The following is a 16,265-nucleotide window of genomic DNA, read 5'->3' as shown; positions in this document are numbered from 1 at the left end:
ACTCGGTGGGTGACGACCGTCGGTGGGTGACGACCGTTGGTCGTCACGCTTTGCAGCCAGGAGCGTGACGACCAACGGTCGTCACCCACCGCCCCCACTGCCCCATGCCGTTGACCTGCCGTTACCGCGCGCGGTGGCACCCTGTGGGCCTCAACCCCCACCAGGATTCCGCATGCGCGCCGCCCTCCACGCCAGTTTTGGCGACCCCACCGCTGTTCTCTCCGAAGGCCAGACGGACCTGCCCGAGCCGGGTCCCGGTGAAGTGCGCATCCGCACCGTGCTCGCTCCGATCCACAACCACGACCTGTGGACGGTGCGCGGGCAGTATGGTTACAAGCCGACCCTTCCGGCCGTCGGTGGCAGCGAGGGACTGGGCATCATCGATGCCCTCGGCGAAGGTGTGGAAGGACTCGCGCCAGGCCAGCGGGTGGCCGCCGCTTCGGTGCATGGAACCTGGGCCGAAGCCTTCATCGCACCGGTTCGGATGGTGATCCCGATGCCGGATGCGATCGACGATGAGACCGCAGCGCAGCTGATCGCGATGCCGCTCAGCGCGTTGATGCTGCTGGAATTCCTGCATGTGGAAAAGGGCGACTGGATCGTGCAGAACACCGCGAACGGTGCGGTGGGCAAAACGCTGGCGATGCTGGCCAGCGCACGCGGGGTCAACGTCGCCAATCTGGTCCGCCGCGACGACGGCGTAGCCGAACTGGAAGCACTGGGCATCGCCAATGTGTTCTCCACCGCCTCCGACAACTGGCAGCAGGCGGTGCGCACAGCGCTCGGCGACCGGCTGGCGCGCGCCGCAGTGGACTCCATCGGCGGCAGCGCCAGCGGTGATCTGGTGGGGTTGCTTGGCGAGGGCGGCACGCTGGTGTCGTTCGGTTCGATGACCGGCGAACCGATGCAGATTCCGTCCGGTGACGTGATCTTCAAGCAGGCTACGGTCAAGGGCTTCTGGGGCAGCAAGGTCAGCCAGGCGATGGCTGTGGAGGACAAGCGCCGATTGGTGGGCGAGCTGTTGACGCGTGCCGCTGGCGGTGGCCTGCAGCTGCCGGTGCAGGCGGTCTATCCGCTCGCGCAGATCGCCGACGCGGCCGCCGCCAGCCTGGCCGGTGGACGCACCGGCAAGGTGCTGCTGCGTCCGTAAACGCGGCACCCCGGAGCCGGGGCCGGGCCGCGCTCGGCGGCGCTTTTCCACGACGCCGGAAGGATTCCGCCGAGCACGGCTCGGCGCTACCGTCGGGACGTCATGCAGGCTCGGCGGTGAGCGCGGCGCGCGGCGTTAGGGTGGAAGTTTCGCGCAGGCGGAAGATCGCCACCGCCTGCTGCAGTTCGTGTGACTGCTCTTCCAGGGAACGCGCCGCGGCATTGGCCTCTTCCACCAGCGCGGCATTCTGCTGGGTCGCCTCGTCCATCTGCACCACGGTCTGGCTGACCTGCTCGATGCCCGCGCTCTGCTCCTGCGAGGCAGCTGAGATCTCGGCCATGATGTCGGTCACCCGGTGCACCGAAGTGACGATGTCCTGCATGGTGCTGCCGGCCTGGCGCACCAGCTGGGCGCCCTGCTCCACCTGCCCGACCGAATCATCGATCAGGCCCTTGATCTCGCGCGCGGCAGTGGCCGAACGCTGTGCCAGGGCGCGTACTTCGGTGGCCACCACGGCGAAGCCGCGACCCTGCTCACCGGCACGCGCCGCTTCCACCGCGGCATTCAGCGCCAGGATGTTGGTCTGGAATGCGATGCCGTCGATCACCGTGATGATCTCGGCGATGCGCCGCGACGATCCTTCGATGCCGGTCATGGTCTGCACCACCTGTGCGACCACCTCCCCTCCCTGTGACGCCACCGTGGCGGTACCCTGCACCAGCTGGTTGGCCTGGCGTGCGTGGTCGGCATTCTGGCGCACGGTGGAGGTCAGTTCTTCCATCGAAGCAGCGGTTTCTTCCAGGCTGGCCGCCTGTTGTTCGGTACGCTGCGACAGGTCCTCGTTGCCCGCGGCGATCTCGCCTGCCGCACTGTTGATCATCGCGCTGGCCTGCTGGATGCCGCCGACGATGCGCGTCAGCTGCTCCACCGTGGTATCGGCATCGCGCCGCATCCGGGCGAACACGCCGTGGAAGTCACCCTGCATGCGCGCGGTGAGGTCGCCCCGGGCGATCGCCTGCAGCAGCCGCGACAGCTCGGCCAGGTTGCCGTCGGTGGTGTGCATCAGGGTGTTCAGACCCTCCACCATGCTGCGGAAATCGTGGGTGAAGCGCGTCGCATCACCGCGCTGGGTGAAATCACCGGCTGCCGCAGCGTGTGCCAGCTGCAGGATCTGCGCGTTGATCGCCTGCAGGTTGGCCTTGGTGTCGCGCATCGCCGCGCTGATCATCGCCTTCTCGCCGGGCAGCTCCTCCATGTCCGCACTCATGTCGCCCACCGCGTAGCAGGCCATGACCTCGACCAGCCGACGCTGCACGTCCACGTGCCCAGCCACCAGCATGTTGGTGCCGGCCACCATGCGCCCATACTCGCCGGGGAAGGCGCGATCATCCAGCCGATAGCGCATCTGCCCTTCGTCATGCCGCCCGGCCATGTCCGCCTGGGCGGCGATCACCGCGCGCAGCTGGTCCTGCATCGCCCCCATCGAGGTCAACAGGCGGCCCACTTCGTCATTGCGCGATACGCTGATACGGCTGTCCAGGCGCCCCTCGGCCACCGCCGCGGACACCCGTTCGGCCTCGGCCAATGGCTTCAGCACCAGCGCCCGCAGCAGCACGAACAAGGCCGCGCTCAGCAGCACGGCCGAGAACAGGCCCACCGCCACGATCACCCACAGCAGCGTACGCGCCTGCGCCATCACGTGGGCCTTCGGTACCGCGATACCCAAGGCGAACACCTGCGGCGCCGAGCCTACCCGCAACGGCACGAACACCTGCAGCTCCTCCTCGCCATTGAAGCGGGCCTGGCTGCCGATCGTCTCACCCTTTGCGACGGCGGCCAGCATCGCCTGGGTACCGGCATCGTCACGCAGCTTGCCGACCTCATCCGCATTACGGCTGGCCATCACCGAACCGGCCGGCGACAGCAGGGTCGCATGGCCGACTTCCATCGGCCGCATCGCCGCGATGCGCGCCTGCAGCGCCGCCAAGGTGAAGTCGACCGTGATCACGCCCTGGTAGCGCCCATCTTCGAGGATCGGGGTGGCCACGGTGGTCATCAGGGTGTCCTTGCCGGCCACCGGGTAGTAGTACGGTTCCACTACGGCCTGGGCGAGGGTCTGCCGCGGCTTGAGGTTCCAATCGCCGTCACCGGGCTTTTCGTAATCGCGCAGCGCTTCGCGCACCAGCGTACCGTCCTGCCAGGCCCACCAGGTCATGAAGCGGCCGCTGCCATCATGGCCCTCGCTGTCCACGAACGCAGCGTCCTTGCCATCAAAAGCATCGGGCTCCCACAAGGTGCCCATGCCGAGCCACTGCGGGTGGGCCTGCAACTGGGCGCGGATGATTTCGTTGGCCGCCGTCCGGTCCAGGCTGCCCAGCGATCGCTGCACGCTGAAACTGTTGGCCAGCGCCGTGCCGGTGTCGGCGGCCACCGCGATCTCCGCGGCGATCCGCTGGGCCTCCTGCCCGGCCAGGTCCTGCAGCCGCGCCTGCGCGCTGTCCAGCAATGCATCGCTGCTGCGCCAGTAACTGATCACGGCGGTGAAACCGAAGCAGGCCAGGGCCAGCAGGCCGGTGCCGAGCATCAGGCGCCGGGCCACGCTGGGCTGACGCGTGGAGCGGGAAGTGGGGGAAGCGGTACGCATCACGGAACTCGGAAGGGGGCGGACAGCCTCTCTATCGACCCGTATGACGGTTTCTTGACCATTGCCGGCGGCGACCACGGCCGCTGGCCGTCCGCTTCCCGCCCTGGTGGGTGACGACCGTTGTTCTTCCGCTTCCCGCCCTGGTGGGTGACGACCGTTGGTCGTCACACGAAGATCAGCGGCTCAGGTGCAGGAACTGCACGTGGCGCTCGTACTGGCTGATGATGTCGTTGATGATCTGCTCGCGGCTGTAATCGACCAGATCATAATCCTGGCTGCCCTCGTACAGATGCACCTCAGCCCGGTAGTAGCGGCTGTTGCGCGCCTGGTGCGAGGCGAACGACGGCACCCGGTAACCGGTCAGGATCACCCGGTACAGGAAATCCTGCTGCTCTCCATGATTGACCGACAGCTCCATGTCGCCCGCTTCCAGCCGCGTGGAAACCTCCCAGCCATCCCCGCGCAGCTGCTCGGCCACCGCCTCCATCGCCGGCTTCACGTCGGTATCCATGAAGCGGTACACCTGGTCGCGCACCGGGAAATTGACCGCCCGCCCCAGCCGCTGGCGCCAGCCCTGGTGGTGCCGGCTGGCCCCCACCAACGGCGAGGCCCGGTACTGCAGCGCCCGCTTGCGATGCGACTCATCGGCAAAGGACCGCATCAGCCCCCACGCCATCAGCAGCAGCACCGCCGAGAACGGCAGCGAGGCCAGCACCACTGCGGATTTCAACGCATCCATGTTGCCGGCCAGCAGCAGCCCGGCGGTGACCACCGCGGTCACCGTGCCCCAGAACACCCGCAGCCAACGCGGACCGTCGTCTTCGGGCGCCCCGCCATGCGATGACAGCGTGGACAGTACCACCGCACCGGAATCGGCCGAGGTCACGAAGAACACGAAACTCACCAGCACCGTCACCGCGATCACCGCCCGACTCCACGGATAGCTTTCCAGCAAGGCGTAAAGCACGGTGGGAGGGTCATCGATGGCCAGCTGCGCCAGCTGCGTTTGCCCATGGTGCAGCACCTGGTCCAGCGCGCTGTTGCCGAAGATCGAAAGCCACGCCAGGGTGAACCCCAGCGGGATCAGCAGCACGCCGAACACGAACTGGCGGATGGTGCGGCCGCGCGAGATGCGCGCGATGAACAGCCCCACGAACGGAGACCAGCCAATCCACCACGCCCAGTAGAACACCGTCCAGCTTCCCATCCAGCCCGGCTTCCCGCCGTAGGCATAGACATCGAAACTCTTGCCCACCACGCTGCCCAGGTAGTCACCTGCATTCTGCATCAGCGTGCCCAGCAGGTACTGGGTAGGGCCGGCGAACAGCATGAACAGCACCAGCGCGATGGCCAGCAGCATGTTGATGTTGGACATCCAGCGCACGCCCTTTTCCACGCCGGTCACCGCCACCGCCACCGCCGCGCCCATCATCAGCACGATCAGCGTGATCTGCACGCCGTGGGTGTGTGGCACGTTGAACAGATTGGCCAGGCCGGCGTTGAGATGCAGCACGCCAAAGCCCATGTCCGCGCCGAGCCCGAACACGGTGGCGACGATGCCGAGGGCATCGACGGTGTAGCCGATCGGTCCGTTGATCCGATTGCCGATCAGCGGGTAAAGGGCCGAACGCAGCGCCAGCGGCAGGTTGTGCCGGTAGGCGAAGTAGGCCATCGCCATCGCCGCCAGCGCGAACACGCCCCAGCCGTGCAGGCCCCAGTGCAGGAACAACAGTTGCATGGCCTGGCGCGCCCCCGCTTCGCCTGCCGCCGGGTCACCCTGCGGCGGCTGCATGAAGTGGGTCAGCGGCTCGGACACGCAGAAGAAGAACAGGGTGATGCTGATGCCGGCGGCGAACAGCATGCCGGCCCAGGACAGATAACTGAACTCCGGCTCGTCGTGGTCGGCGCCCAGCTTGATGCTGCCATACGGCGACAGCGCGGCGACCACCACGAATACCAGGTACAGCGTCATCGCCAGCAGGTAGTACCAGCCCACGTTGGACGAGGCCCAGTCCTGCGCCTGCATGAGCATCCGCCCGGCACCCAGGGGGTAGACGCTGACGAACACGGCGAACGCCACGACGATGAGCGAGGCGATGGCAAAGACAGGCCGCAGCGTCCGCACCGGGTTATGTTGAGGCTCCAGGGCTTCCATGAAAGCGACCTGCTCCGAATCAAGGGGTATCCGTACCATCATGACGGTCCCACCATCGATTCGTGATGAAGGCCACCAGAAACCAAGCATTTAGCGTGATTTCTGGCGAAAGGCGACAGTCGATTACGTCACGCAGCAGCCACTACGTAGTCCAGCGCAGCGGTCACCGCCACGACCTGGGCCCGGTTGCACTGGGCCGGGGTGGCGCGCGGGCTGTCCGGGTAGACCTCGGTGGTGGTGGTGTAGCGGGCCCCGGTGATGCCGGCGCACAGGCCCAGCGCCACCAGCGGGTACTCGATCACCCCGTGCGAGACCACCTTCGACCCGATGATCTCCCCGGCCTCGTCGGCCGGTGCGATGTGGGTCACCTGCTCCACTGCCGCCACCACCGCCTGCTGGAACGCCGGCTGGGGGTTTTCGGTGTCATCCACCAGGTAGAACCCATCCGGAATCAGCCCGGGCACGAACGGCTTGCCGTCGCGTGCAGCCACCGCCGGGCGGAACTCGCTTTCGTCGCTGTCGGTGGTCTCGTGCAGATCGATGTGCAGCACGAACTGCGACTTCAACGGGGCCACCAGCTCGATCAGCGCGGTCGACTCGCGTGCCGGAGCGCCCTCGCGGAAGTTGCGGTTCGGGTCGATGGCATCGAAATTCCAGCGGTTGATGCGCTCATAGCCCCACGGGTTCACGCACGGCACCACCAGCAGGTTGATGCGTCCTGCATAGGCAGCGGCATGCTGTTCCAGGAACTCCAGCGCGCCCATCACGCCGCTGGTCTCATAGCCGTGCACGCCGCCGGTCACCAGTGCCGCCGGCAGCGCCGGATTCCAGTCGGGGCTGCGCAGGGCCAGCAGCGGATAGGTCTCGCCGGCGTAGTCCAGCGCACCGTACTGCACCGGCTCAAAGGTACCAGCGAGCGCATCGATGCGCGGCAACACGTCCTGGTCGAAGCGACGCAGCCGCTGCTGCCGTGCCCGCCATTGCGTGCGCTCGGCCTCGCCCCAGGGCTGGCCGGGGGATCCCACGGGATAGAAGGCAACAGGGCTCATGGCAGTCTCGCGGCAACGGAAATCAGCGCGCATTTTAGCACCGCAGCCACGCACGGCTGGACTCAGCCCATCGCCTCGCCGGCATCGGCCAGGCGTTCTTCGATCTGCGCATACCAATCCTGCAGCACCTCGATCAACAGGTCCATTTCCGCATCGGCGCGCGGAAGGCGGCCGGCTCGGAGTGACACCTGCGCTTCCTGCAGCTGCGCGATGAAGCCGGCCACGGTGTCGGACTGCACGATCAGGCCAGGATGGCGGCGTCCCGGCAGACGCACCACGGCATGGTTGCCGAGCTGTCCATACAGGCTGATCGTGGTGTACGTCTTCATCGCCAGCTGGGCGTTCATGCAATGCTGCCTGGAGAGAGCTGGTTCACCGGCACGCGCGGGCTGGACGGGGGAGACGCTGCCGCGCGTGCCGGGGAACCAGGGGGACACGGGAGGTGGGCCGGCCCGCAGGCCGTCCACGAAAAGAAAACCTCAGTCGATCCGGGCACGCCCGGATATCTGCACCCGGCGGTTCGGCGCAAGGCAGGCGATCAATGCCGGCTGGCTGCGTTGGTCGCACTGCACCAGCGGCTCGGCAGCGCCGCGACCCTCGGCACGGATCGTCCCGCTGGCCACTCCGCCTTCCACCAGCGCACTGCGCACGGCCTCGGCACGACGCGTGGACAGCGTCTGGTTGTAGGACGCGCTACCGATGCGATCGGTGTATCCGACCACCTCGATCCGCTGCACCTCGCTGGCCCGCTGCACCTGGCCACGCACCCCGTCCACTGCACGGCGGCCGGCGTCGCTCAGCTCGGCACTGTCGAAGGCGAACAGCGCATCAGCAGCCAGCCGCAACGGCTCCTGCGGTAACGCTGCGGGCACTTCAGCGGTGGGCGGCGGCGGCGGTTCCACCAGCGCAGCACACGACTGCGGCTTCCAGTACCCGCCCTGCGCGATGCCCTTGCCATCGAACCGCACCTGGAACTGGCAGGTGAAATACTCACTGCGCTGCGGGGTGCGGAAGTTGAACAGGTAGTTCCACCCACGCACGCCCCACATGCCTTCATTGAAGTGCGGCGTGCCCAGCAACGCGTACAGCTGGCGCTTGCTCATGCCCGGTGCGAAGCGGCGCAGGTCGGCCGGGTCGGCGAACACGCCTTCCTTCAGCGAGGCCTTGCCGGGCTCCGGGAAGCTCACCGCCTCGCCGGTGGCGCTGCCGGCACCCGGTGCCTCGCCCGCCACGCCATGGCTGCGGCAGCCGGCCAGCGTGATGCAGGCCAGCAGTGCGGGCAGCAGCACGCCGCGCAGCGCCCGGTGATGCGTATTCGTCGTATCCATCAGGTTCCCCCTGTCGTTGCTGGAGCCAGGACGGGCCGGCATCGCACCGGCCCCTCCGGCGTGCTTACCACTGGATGCCGGCACCTACGGCCACCCCGCCATCACCGCGGGTATTGGTCGAACCGCTGAACTTGTAGATCCAGCGCCCGCCATCGGAGACGCCGGAAAGACCGACCGCCATGCCCGATTCGCCGTTGAAACTGCCCGCCGCGAACGACGCCATGCTGCGGCCGGCTTCGCTGGGCTGTGGCAGGGAGGCCACCGCCATCGCCGAGGCGATACCGGCCGAAGCGCGGTCATCGGTGCGCTTCAGGTTGCGGTCGAAGCTGTCCATGCGCTTATCGGTATAGGCCTTGGACCAGTCCAGGGTCTGCGCCATGCCGCTGCGCAGCTGGTCCACGTTCACCGCGTCGGTGCCGGCGGTACCGGCGGCGACATTGCGTACCTGGGTCGGCCCACTACCGGCCTGCCCCAGGGTGACGCTGCTGAAGTTGGTGGTGCCGTTGATGTTGTTGTCATAGCGCAGCGATCCCTGCTGGGAGGCCTGCAGCTGGCGGACATTGACCGCATCGGTGGCCTGGCTGCCATCGGCCACGTTGGCGATCTGCCGCTCCGCACCTGCGCTGCCCACCGACACCGTGTTGGCACGGTCGGCGACCGAGCCGGCACCCAATGCCACCGTGTTGTCGGCCTGTGCCTGCGCGCCATTGCCCAGCGCGGTGGCATTGGCGCCCGCTGCACTGGAACCGGCACCGCCGGCGGCCGCGTTGGCCCCGCTGGCCGACGGGTTGGCCAGCCCCTGCGAGTTGTTCACCTGGAACATGCCCGAGGTGCCGTTGTTGATGTTGCTGATCTGCTGGTCGGTGTAGCTCTTGGATTCGTCGATGGCGTAGTTCACCCCGTTCTGCAGCTGGCCGACATTGACCGCGTCATAGCGCTCCGAGCCGTCTGCCACGTGGGTCACCTTGCGCTCGCTGCCGCTGCTGCCCACCGACACTTCGCCTGCCGAACTGCTGGATCCGGCCTGGCCATAGGCGCCGGTGTAGCCGGATTGCGCCCCGGTATCGGCAACCGAGCCTGCGCCCAGCGCCACGCTGTTGCCGGCCGATGCATCGGCGCCATCGCCGATCGCCACGCTGGCCGCCCCGGCTGCGCTGGCTTCAGGCCCGACCGCCACCGCGTCGACACCACTGGCGGTGGCGCCGGCCTTGGCCGAGTTCACTGCCAGGAACGGGTTGCCACCGGCGATGGTGTCGATGCGCTGATTGATGTTGAGAAGCGAGGAATCCACGGCCGAGAACGCGACCGTCACGTTGCCGTAGTCGTTGCCGGTCACGGTGCCATCGGTGGCGATGGAGGAGATCCGGAAGGTCGGCGCGGTCCAGGTGTTGCTTCCGCCGTCGTACATCGTGGTACCTCCGAAGTAGTTCGCCACGGTCTGGTTGGTCGCCGACAGCTGGTTGCCGGTGACCGCCTGGCGGCTGCCGGCGGTCACGCTGCCGTCGGCCAGGTTGTCCAGCACCACCGCAGTGCCCGTGCCGTCACCGGCCAAGGTGATGCGGTTGCTCGCGTTGCCTGCTACGTCGGCGTCGTACTTCACTGCCAGGCGATCAACCGTATCGGTCTTGTCGGCGACGTTGGCCAGCGAGGTGCTGACGGCATCGAAGGCGCTGCCCACGTCGTTGTAGTCGCCACTGCTGAGGCTGCCATCCACGGCGACGTTGTTGAGCGTGTAGGTCGGCGCAGTGATCGCGCCGCCGGCATCCACGCCGGCACCGCCACCGAGATGGGTGGCCACCGACTGGCTGCTGGCGAACAGCTGCGCACCATTGATCGCGTCGCTGCTGGTAGCAGATACCTCGCCCGCTGCCAGGTTGCTCAGCGTTGTCGCGGTGGCGCCGTTGCCCAGCGTGGCGCTGCTGTAATCCACGCTGCCATCGGCGGCGATGTCATAGCGCAGCGCGCCTTGTTCGGAAGCCTGCAGCTGGCCCAGGTTCACCGCATCGGTGGCCGCTGTCGCATCGGCGACGTTGGCCAGCTGGCGCTCGGCACCGGCGGCGCCGATGGACACCGTGCCATCGCGATCGGCGATGCTGCCCGAGCCGATCGCCACCGCGTTGGCCGCCGTAGCGCTGGCGCCACCGCCGATGGCGATCGATTCCAGGCCGCCGGCAGCAGCATCCACGCCGGCCGAGTTGACCTTGAAGAAGCGCGATGCTTCGCCGTTGCGGATGTCGTTGATCTGCGTGTTGAGGTTGACCAGCGAACCGTCCACCGCTGCGAAGGCATCGCTGGCGTTGTCATAGACACCCGGGGCCAGCACGCCGTCGGCCGCGACCGAGGTGATCGCAAAGGCCGGTGCAGTGAACAGCGCGGTGGCCGGATCGAATGCGGTGGTGCCACCGAAATAGGCCACCAGTGCCTCATTGGTGGACAACAACTGGGCGCCGGTGATCGCCTCGGTGCTGCCTGCCGCGACCAGGCCATTGCTGAGGTTGCCCAGCCGGGTGGTGCCACTGCCGTTGCCGAGCGTCGCGTTGCGGTAATCGATGCTGCCGTCGGCGGCCACGTCGTAGCGCACGGCGCCCTGCTCCACCGCCTGCAGTTGACCCACGTTGACCGCATCATTGGCATCCACGCCATCGGCCACATTGGCCAGCGTGGTGGTACCGGTGCCGCCGCCCAGGGTGGCACGACGATTCAGTTCCTCGCTGAGCGGCATCCAGGGCGCGGTGGCCGATGGTATCGGCATCAGTCTGCTGCCACGTCGTGCGGTGACCGCCGACCATCGCATCATCGATGGCGAACACGGACTACCGGTGATCGACAGCTACGAAATCGGCATCCTCTACCGAGATAACGCCGACGACGGCGTGCGCGCGCTGGCGCTGGAGCTGAAACGCCAGGTCGACAGCGAAACCCGGTGAGCCAGCCTGCTCAGGCGCTGGCCGGGGGCAGGATCCAGCGTCCCCGGCGCATCGAAACGCGGTCCGACGGCACGGCCGCCACCGCTGCCGGTCCATGATCGGCGCGTACCGCCACGAAGGTCGCCGGCAAGCCCTCCTGCAGGCCATGTTCCGGCAAACCGAGCACCGCCGCGGCGTGGCTGGTGACCATGTCCAGCGCCAGCTGCAGCTCGCCGTCGGTATGGAAGCCGGACCGGTAGCCGATCAACATCGCGCGCTGCAGCAGGTCGCCGTTGCCATAAGGCCACCAGCTGTCACGGATGTTGTCGTTGCCGGAAAACAGCCGCACGCCCTGCGCATGCAGGGCCGCCACCGGCGGAAACGGCCGGTCGCCCGGCGCATTGGTCATGAGCGCCACCTGCGCGCGTGCCAGTGCTTCGCCGACCTGCTGCGCACGGGCCAGCGGCACCTCACCGAGGGCATACGCATGACTGACCGCCACCCTGCCCTGCAGGCCGGCCGCTTCGGTACGCGCACACACCTGCTGCAGCTGCGCCAGCCCCTGCTCGCCGGGCTCGTGCAGGTGCACGTCGATCCGTGCGCCGTGCCGGTCGGCCAGGCCGAACAACAGATCCAGCTGGCCACGGGCGTCTCCATCCAGGCCCTGCGGATCGATTCCGCCCACGACCTGCACTCCTTCGGCCAATGCCTGCCGCAGCACCTGCGCGGTACCGGCACAGGACATCACCCCGGCCTGCGGGAAGGCAACGTACTGGATGTCCAGCAGGTCCGCGCAGCGTGCATGTGCCTGCTGCACCGCATGCAGGTTGCGCAGGCCGGTGGTCGCATCGACATCGACGTGGCAACGCACCGCCGCAGTACCCAGCGCAGCGATCTGCCGCATCAACGCCTCGGCGCGCACGTCCATCGGCGCGGCGGCCGCCAGCGCCTGCTTCTCCTGGGCCAGGCGCTCGCGCAGGCTGGCGACCGGCTGGTGGGGACGCCAGTGGTCGCCAACGAAACTCTTGTCCAGGTGGATGTGGCCGTCGACCAGAGCCGGCAGCACCGTATACCCGCGCAGGTCGACCCCCTCGCCGTCACCGGCTTCGGGGGGCACGCTGGCACCGAAGCGGGTGAACCGTCCGTGCTCGATGGTGAAGGACAGAGGCTGGCCGGCGGCATCCACCGCGCCACGTACATGCAGGGCCGTCATGCGGTTCTCCTTCGATGAATGCATGCGACCTTACGGGCTGGTACGGCCAGACCGCCAATGAAATCGCTGCATTGCAGGCATCCACCACGCCACTGCCCGGTGCCCCGGCAGCGGGTCGATCGCAGGAGCGGGTAAACTAGCGATGACGCAATCACCACAGCAGGATCCATGGGCCCGTTCGACCGCACCGACCGCCATCGCTGGCAGGCCGCCTCGCTGCTGGCGGCAGCGCCGGTTGCCGCCTTGGCCGCGGCCGATGCGCAGACCGGGCAGGACGCCCCGGCGGCGTCCGCAACGCCGCAACAGCGCGTGGAGGAACTGCACCGGCGTGTGCTGGCCGGACGCAGCGCAACCGCGGCCCTGGAGGCCTGGTGCGCCGAACACGGCCTGGCCGACAAGGGGCGGGTCCGCGCGGTACGGGTCCAGGGCGTGCAGCGCGATGCGCCCGACGACGTACGCAGGGCGCTGCAGGTCGACGCCGGCACGCCGCTGCGCTACCGCCGCGTGCAGTTGGCCTGCGGTCCGCGCGTGCTGTCCGAAGCGGACAACTGGTACGTGCCCGCGCTGCTGACGCCGGCGATGAACAGCCTGCTTGATGGCAGTGACGAGCCGTTCGGCCGGGTGGTCGCACCGCTCGGCTTCAAGCGCCAGACCCTGCGTGATCAAACCTACTGGCCCGCTCGCGGCGACGGTGCCGGCGCCACCGTGCTGGAAGTCCGTGCCCTGCTGCGCGACAGCGCGCAGCGGCCTTTCAGTTATGTCATCGAAAGCTACCTGCAGGGCGCGCTGCCGCACTGACCGTGGCCATCACGCCAGGCAGTGCTATGGTGCTCCCACCGCCCCTGTGGAAGCGCACTGATGGATATCCGCCACGGCATGATGATCCCCCTCGCCCTGCTCGGCACGCTGGTCCTGAACGGCTGTGCCAGCAGTCCGGGCCCGCAGGTGCGCGGCAGTGGCCAGTGCCAGGCCAGCGCGCTGGGATGGGCCGTGGGCCAGCCTGCCAACGAGGCGAACATGCGGCGGCTGTCACGCGAAAGCGGCGCCGGGCTGGTCAACCCGATCGGCCCCGGCACGATCACCACCAAGGACCTGCGCACTGATCGCCTGCGCGTCTTCATCGACAAGCAGGACGTGATCACCGCCGTGCGCTGCGAGTAATCGCAGCACCGGGGCGGCCTTCAGTCCGCGCGGACCAGCAGTTCGGGACTGATGTCGGCGATGCAACGCGCCCCGGTGAGGGTCATCGCCACCCGCATCTCCCTCGCCACCAGGTCCAGCAGGTTGGCCACCCCGGCTTCTCCATGGGTGGCCAGGGCATACACGAAGGCGCGTCCGAGCAGTACCGCATCGGCGCCCAGCGCCAGCATGCGCACCACGTCCAGGCCACTGCGGATGCCCGAATCGGCGAGGATCTTCAGTTCGCCCTTTACCGCATCGGCAATGGCCGGCAAGGCGCGTGCGGTCGACAGCACCCCATCCAGCTGGCGCCCGCCATGGTTGGACACCACGATGCCATCGGCACCGAAGCGCACCGCATCGCGCGCGTCATCAGCGTCGAGGATGCCCTTGATCACCATCGATCCCTTCCAGAATTCGCGGATCCATTCCAGGTCCTTCCAACTGATCGACGGATCGAAGTTGCTGCCCAGCCAGCCGATATAGTCGGCCAGCCCGGTGGGATCGCCGCGGTAAGCCGAGATGTTGCCCAGATCGTGCGGACGCCCGCGCACCCCGACGTCCCAGGCCCAGCGCGGATGCGCCAGCACCTGGCCGGCGCGACGCAGCGCAGCGTTCGGTCCGCTCATCCCGGAATGCATGTCGCGGTAGCGCGCACCGGGCACCGGCATGTCCACGGTGAACACCAACGTGGTCACCCCGGCCGCTTGTGCGCGTTCCAGCGCGTTGCGCATGAAGCCACGATCACGCAGGACATACAGCTGGAACCACATCGGCCGGCTGATCGCCGGGGCCACCTCTTCGATCGGGCACACCGATACCGTGGACAGCGTGAACGGGATCCCCCGGCTGGCTGCCGCACGTGCGGCCTGGACCTCGCCACGCCGCGCGAACATGCCGGTCAGGCCGACCGGCGCCAACGCGACCGGCATCGCCAGCGTCTCGCCGAACAGGTCGGTCTGCAGGTCCAGTTCTGACATGTCGCGCAGCACGCGCTGGCGCAACGCGATCCCCGCCAGGTCCTCCACGTTGCGCCGCAACGTGTATTCGGCGTAGGCCCCCCCGTCCACGTAATGGAACAGGAACGGCGGCAACCGGCGCTGCGCCGCTGCCCGGTAGTCGGTGGAGGCGGAAATGATCATGTCCGACTGTGAGCGCAAACGGCGCCGCCAGGCAATTCGCCTTTCGGCGAATGCGCCGGTTTACAGTTTTTTCTCGACCCGGCGCATCACGGTCAGCACCACCACGCACATCAGCGTCACCCCGCTGGCGATCACATACGCGCCGATACCGACTGCAATGCCGACCGCCGCGGACATGATCAGCGAACTGGCGGTGGTCAGGCCGCTGACTTCGCCATCGCGCGTACCGCGGATGATGGTGCCGGCGGCGATGAAGCCCACGCACGCCACCACCGCCTCGATCAGGCGGATCGGATCGACCTGCAGCAGGTCCCGGTACTGGTCCTGCTGGAAATGCTCGGCCACTGAATCGCCGAGCCCGACGATCAGCGCCGCCGCGCCGGCCAGCAGCATGTGCGTGCGCAGTCCCGCCGCATGCTTGCCCAGTTCGCGCTCGAACCCGATGACCCCGCCGAACAGCATGGCAGCGGCCACCCGCAGCAGCAGGGAGATATCCTGGCTGAAATCCATCGCACGTCTTCCCTTGGTCAAACCGTGAAGGTCGCCGGAATGCCGTGCGAGGACCGTGAAAGCCGCTGGCTTACTGTGCCAGGTAGCCGCCATCGATGGCGTAGTAGGTGCCGGTGGCGAACGATGCGGCATCGCTGGCCAGCCAGGCCACCAGCGCGGCGACCTCTTCGGGCGTACCCAGGCGCTTGAGCGCGTGCCGGCCTTCCAGCGTGGCCCGTACCTTCGGGTCCATCTGTTCCAGCAACGGGGTGCTGATGAAACCGGGTCCGACCGCGTTGATGCGGATCTGGTCGGCGGCATGCTCCCAGGCAGCGGTCTGGGTCAGACCCACCACGCCATGCTTGGCCGCCGCGTAGGCCACCGAACCGGCATACCCCACCTGGCCCAGGATCGAGGCCATGTTGATGATGCTGCCGCCACGGCCAGCCTTGCGCATGGCCTGGATCTGCGCGCGCTGGCACAGGAACACGCTGGTCAGGTTCACGTCGATGACCTTGCGCCAGCCCTCCACGGGGTAGTCCCCACTGATCGCGGCCGGACCGCCGATGCCGGCGTTGTTGACCGCGATATCCACGCTGCCAAGTTCGGCCACGGTGCGTGCCACGGCCGCTTCCACGGCGGTCTCGTCGGTGACGTCCAGTGCGATGCCGAGCGCCTTTGCGCCCTTGCCGCGCAGCGCTTCGGCGGTGGCGTCGACCGCCTCCTGCTTGAGGTCCCATACCGAAATCGCGGCACCGGAAGCGGCCAGCATTTCCGCCACGGCCAGCCCGATCCCGGACACGCCGCCGGTCACGATCGCGGTCTTGCCCTTGAGTTGGTAATCAATCATTGCTCGACTCCTGTTGCGTTGGTCTGGATGGGGTCCAGCCATCACCGGCAACGTTACGCCGCGCGTCGTGACGCGCCTGCAACATGCGTCCACGGCGCGTGCAACAGGCCTTCCCATCGCTGCAACAACCCAGGTCCTATGCTCGGCGCACGGGCCCTGA

14 protein-coding genes are annotated in these 16,265 nt (G+C 67.9%); 4 read left to right on the top strand and 10 right to left on the bottom strand.

What is annotated here, in order from left to right; translation table 11 throughout:
* Positions 1-172: 172 nt before the first annotated feature.
* Positions 173-1,150, top strand: a complete 978-nt coding sequence (locus CXG43_RS14845; RefSeq protein ID WP_101100620.1) for a zinc-binding dehydrogenase — start codon at positions 173-175, stop codon at positions 1,148-1,150.
* 100 nt (positions 1,151-1,250) lie between these two features.
* Here the strand turns inward: CXG43_RS14845 and CXG43_RS19575 are convergent, their stop codons facing one another.
* The 6 genes from CXG43_RS19575 to CXG43_RS14815 form a co-directional block, all read right to left on the bottom strand.
* Positions 1,251-3,794 carry a methyl-accepting chemotaxis protein gene (locus CXG43_RS19575; RefSeq protein ID WP_269801226.1) on the bottom strand — a complete coding sequence of 848 codons (2,544 nt, stop codon included), beginning with the start codon at positions 3,792-3,794 and terminating at the stop codon, positions 1,251-1,253.
* A 175-nt stretch (positions 3,795-3,969) separates the two neighbouring features.
* Positions 3,970-5,949: a choline BCCT transporter BetT gene (gene betT / locus CXG43_RS14835; RefSeq protein WP_101100618.1), complete on the bottom strand. Its 1,980-nt coding sequence runs from the start codon at positions 5,947-5,949 to the stop codon at positions 3,970-3,972.
* A 128-nt stretch (positions 5,950-6,077) separates the two neighbouring features.
* Complete coding sequence (locus CXG43_RS14830) at positions 6,078-6,998, bottom strand: M14 family metallocarboxypeptidase (RefSeq protein ID WP_101100617.1); 921 nt, start codon at positions 6,996-6,998, stop codon at positions 6,078-6,080.
* Between the two features lie 62 nt (positions 6,999-7,060).
* Entirely contained in the window at positions 7,061-7,345 is a 285-nt protein-coding gene (locus tag CXG43_RS14825) for a hypothetical protein (protein ID WP_042613608.1), read from the bottom strand.
* Between the two features lie 132 nt (positions 7,346-7,477).
* Positions 7,478-8,326, bottom strand: a complete 849-nt coding sequence (locus CXG43_RS14820) for an OmpA family protein (protein ID WP_101100665.1) — start codon at positions 8,324-8,326, stop codon at positions 7,478-7,480.
* Positions 8,327-8,390: 64 nt separating this feature from the next.
* Positions 8,391-11,048 carry a YadA-like family protein gene (locus tag CXG43_RS14815; protein WP_232767827.1) on the bottom strand — a complete coding sequence of 886 codons (2,658 nt, stop codon included), beginning with the start codon at positions 11,046-11,048 and terminating at the stop codon, positions 8,391-8,393.
* Between CXG43_RS14815 and CXG43_RS14810 the strand changes: the two genes are divergently transcribed.
* Entirely contained in the window at positions 11,014-11,253 is a 240-nt protein-coding gene (locus CXG43_RS14810; protein WP_232767825.1) for a hypothetical protein, read from the top strand. The genes CXG43_RS14815 and CXG43_RS14810 overlap by 35 nt on opposite strands.
* Positions 11,254-11,263: 10 nt before the next feature.
* On the opposite strand, the gene CXG43_RS14805 is transcribed toward CXG43_RS14810, so the two are convergent.
* Entirely contained in the window at positions 11,264-12,445 is a 1,182-nt protein-coding gene (locus CXG43_RS14805; RefSeq protein ID WP_101100664.1) for an amidohydrolase family protein, read from the bottom strand.
* Between the two features lie 168 nt (positions 12,446-12,613).
* Here CXG43_RS14805 and CXG43_RS14800 point away from each other — a divergent pair, with 168 nt between their 5' ends.
* Positions 12,614-13,243, top strand: a complete 630-nt coding sequence (locus tag CXG43_RS14800) for a hypothetical protein (protein ID WP_101100615.1) — start codon at positions 12,614-12,616, stop codon at positions 13,241-13,243.
* Positions 13,244-13,303: 60 nt separating this feature from the next.
* Positions 13,304-13,606 (top strand): I78 family peptidase inhibitor, encoded by a 303-nt coding sequence (locus tag CXG43_RS14795; protein WP_101100614.1) that lies wholly within the window; start codon positions 13,304-13,306, stop codon positions 13,604-13,606.
* Positions 13,607-13,626: 20 nt separating this feature from the next.
* On the opposite strand, the gene lldD is transcribed toward CXG43_RS14795, so the two are convergent.
* The 3 genes from lldD to CXG43_RS14780 all read right to left on the bottom strand — a co-directional run bounded on the left by lldD (position 13,627) and on the right by CXG43_RS14780 (position 16,105).
* Complete coding sequence (lldD, locus tag CXG43_RS14790; protein WP_101100613.1) at positions 13,627-14,766, bottom strand: FMN-dependent L-lactate dehydrogenase LldD; 1,140 nt, start codon at positions 14,764-14,766, stop codon at positions 13,627-13,629.
* A 60-nt stretch (positions 14,767-14,826) separates the two neighbouring features.
* Positions 14,827-15,276, bottom strand: coding sequence for an MgtC/SapB family protein (locus tag CXG43_RS14785; protein WP_042613935.1), 450 nt, complete (start codon positions 15,274-15,276; stop codon positions 14,827-14,829).
* A gap of 70 nt (positions 15,277-15,346) precedes the next feature.
* On the bottom strand, positions 15,347-16,105 hold the full coding sequence (locus CXG43_RS14780) for an SDR family NAD(P)-dependent oxidoreductase (protein WP_101100612.1): 759 nt from the start codon (positions 16,103-16,105) through the stop codon (positions 15,347-15,349).
* Between the last annotated feature and the right edge of the window lie 160 nt (positions 16,106-16,265).

This window comes from Stenotrophomonas sp. Bg11-02, assembly GCF_002836635.1.
Taxonomy (GTDB): Bacteria; Pseudomonadota; Gammaproteobacteria; order Xanthomonadales; family Xanthomonadaceae; genus Stenotrophomonas; species Stenotrophomonas lacuserhaii.
The sequence above is the reverse complement of the archived record's forward strand: the minus strand, read 5'-3'. Positions and strand labels throughout refer to the sequence as shown.

Excerpts from the sequence above, each read along its gene's own strand:
- CXG43_RS14845 (WP_101100620.1), top strand. The coding sequence starts at position 173 with ATGCGCGCCGCCCTCCACGCCAGTTTTGGCGACCCCACCGCTGTTCTC.
- CXG43_RS19575 (WP_269801226.1), bottom strand. The coding sequence starts at position 3,794 with ATGCGTACCGCTTCCCCCACTTCCCGCTCCACGCGTCAGCCCAGCGTG.
- betT (WP_101100618.1), bottom strand. The coding sequence starts at position 5,949 with ATGGAAGCCCTGGAGCCTCAACATAACCCGGTGCGGACGCTGCGGCCT.
- CXG43_RS14830 (WP_101100617.1), bottom strand. The coding sequence starts at position 6,998 with ATGAGCCCTGTTGCCTTCTATCCCGTGGGATCCCCCGGCCAGCCCTGG.
- CXG43_RS14825 (WP_042613608.1), bottom strand. The coding sequence starts at position 7,345 with ATGAACGCCCAGCTGGCGATGAAGACGTACACCACGATCAGCCTGTAT.
- CXG43_RS14820 (WP_101100665.1), bottom strand. The coding sequence starts at position 8,326 with ATGGATACGACGAATACGCATCACCGGGCGCTGCGCGGCGTGCTGCTG.
- CXG43_RS14815 (WP_232767827.1), bottom strand. The coding sequence starts at position 11,048 with ATGCCGCTCAGCGAGGAACTGAATCGTCGTGCCACCCTGGGCGGCGGC.
- CXG43_RS14805 (WP_101100664.1), bottom strand. The coding sequence starts at position 12,445 with ATGACGGCCCTGCATGTACGTGGCGCGGTGGATGCCGCCGGCCAGCCT.
- CXG43_RS14800 (WP_101100615.1), top strand. The coding sequence starts at position 12,614 with ATGGGCCCGTTCGACCGCACCGACCGCCATCGCTGGCAGGCCGCCTCG.
- CXG43_RS14795 (WP_101100614.1), top strand. The coding sequence starts at position 13,304 with ATGGATATCCGCCACGGCATGATGATCCCCCTCGCCCTGCTCGGCACG.
- lldD (WP_101100613.1), bottom strand. The coding sequence starts at position 14,766 with ATGATCATTTCCGCCTCCACCGACTACCGGGCAGCGGCGCAGCGCCGG.
- CXG43_RS14785 (WP_042613935.1), bottom strand. The coding sequence starts at position 15,276 with ATGGATTTCAGCCAGGATATCTCCCTGCTGCTGCGGGTGGCCGCTGCC.
- CXG43_RS14780 (WP_101100612.1), bottom strand. The coding sequence starts at position 16,105 with ATGATTGATTACCAACTCAAGGGCAAGACCGCGATCGTGACCGGCGGC.